1 protein-coding gene and 1 pseudogene are annotated in these 1144 nt (G+C 71.0%); one reads left to right on the top strand and one right to left on the bottom strand.

Annotated elements, in window-relative coordinates; all coding sequences use genetic code 11:
• Positions 1–484: pseudogene (locus KN815_RS39740) on the bottom strand (tetratricopeptide repeat protein); the annotation flags it as partial.
• Between the two features lie 187 nt (positions 485–671).
• On the opposite strand from KN815_RS39740, the gene KN815_RS52440 reads away from it, so the two are divergent.
• The coding region (locus KN815_RS52440; RefSeq protein ID WP_253209533.1) for a hypothetical protein at positions 672–1144 on the top strand (473 nt) is incomplete at its 3' end.

Genomic DNA, 1144 nt, shown 5'->3' on the forward strand with positions numbered 1-1144 from the left:
GGGGCGGCGGCCCGGTCCGGGGCGCGGCGGCCACGGCGGCGGCCGCCGCCCCACCGGTCATGAACGAGCGCCGTAGCAGTTCGCTCTCCTCGAAGATGTCTACGGTCCCCTTGCCCTGGGGCTCGGAAGGCCCGGGCCGCGGGCCGGGGACCGATACGGAGACGGTTACGGGTACGGATACGGGAGGGCCCGCGGGGCCGCGGGCCTGGTGGCCGCGCACCGACTCACGGGAGGCGAAGCCGAGATCCGTAAGGGTGCGACCGGGGAACATATGGCGGAAGACCCGCTCGTAGGCGTAGTTGGGGCAGCGGATCGCCCCCGACTCGACACGGCCGATATAGCGGGCGTCGCAGGAGACCTGCTCGCCGATCTCGAGGGCCGCGCGGCGCACGGACGCCGCGAACTCGGAGGGCGAGAGCTGTCCGCGCAGTCGGCGGAACGCGGTGTTCGGCCGGGGAGGCGGGGGCTCCGGAAGCGGCGTCATGCTGTGCCTCTCCCTTGGTGATGCCAGGTGGGCGGGGGAGAACCGTACCGGCTGCGAAATCTCCGACACTCGGAGATTTCCGGCAAACGTCACATCTCGCCCATGATCTGCCATGAACTGCCATCCTTTACGGCGGCATTCGGCCGTAGCCGTTGACACCGCCGCGCGTTGAATCAGGTGCGACCCGATGAGGAGGGAGGCCGGAGTGGACATCAGCCGCTCGCGGACTACTGCCCAGCACCCCCAGCGCCAGGACTGCGATCTCGTCACCGTGCCCGCCCGCCAGGGGCTGGAGGCGGTGGACATCCTGCGTCGTGCGTGCGACGGCCTCGGTCCCGTCCTGCATGACAACGCCTGCGACACCCTGGGCTTCCTGGTGCCGCCCGGAACGGCGGACGGCTGGGATCTGCCGGGCTCGGCGTGCACCCAGACATCCGGGCGTGGCATCCGGATAAATATCGGCTCCGGCACCGGCACCCCCGCCGAAGCCGGAGACACCCAGTCCGGAGACACCCAGTCCGGAGACACCCAGTCCGGAGACACCCAAGCCGGAGACACCCACACCGGAGAGACGCGACCCTGGGACATCCCGTCCGCAGACGGCGCCTTCGGAGACCCCGAAGCCGGAGGCACCGCGTCCGGAGCGGCCGGAGACGAGCC

The organism is Streptomyces niphimycinicus (assembly GCF_018883605.1).
In the GTDB taxonomy this organism is placed as follows: Bacteria; Actinomycetota; Actinomycetes; order Streptomycetales; family Streptomycetaceae; genus Streptomyces; species Streptomyces niphimycinicus.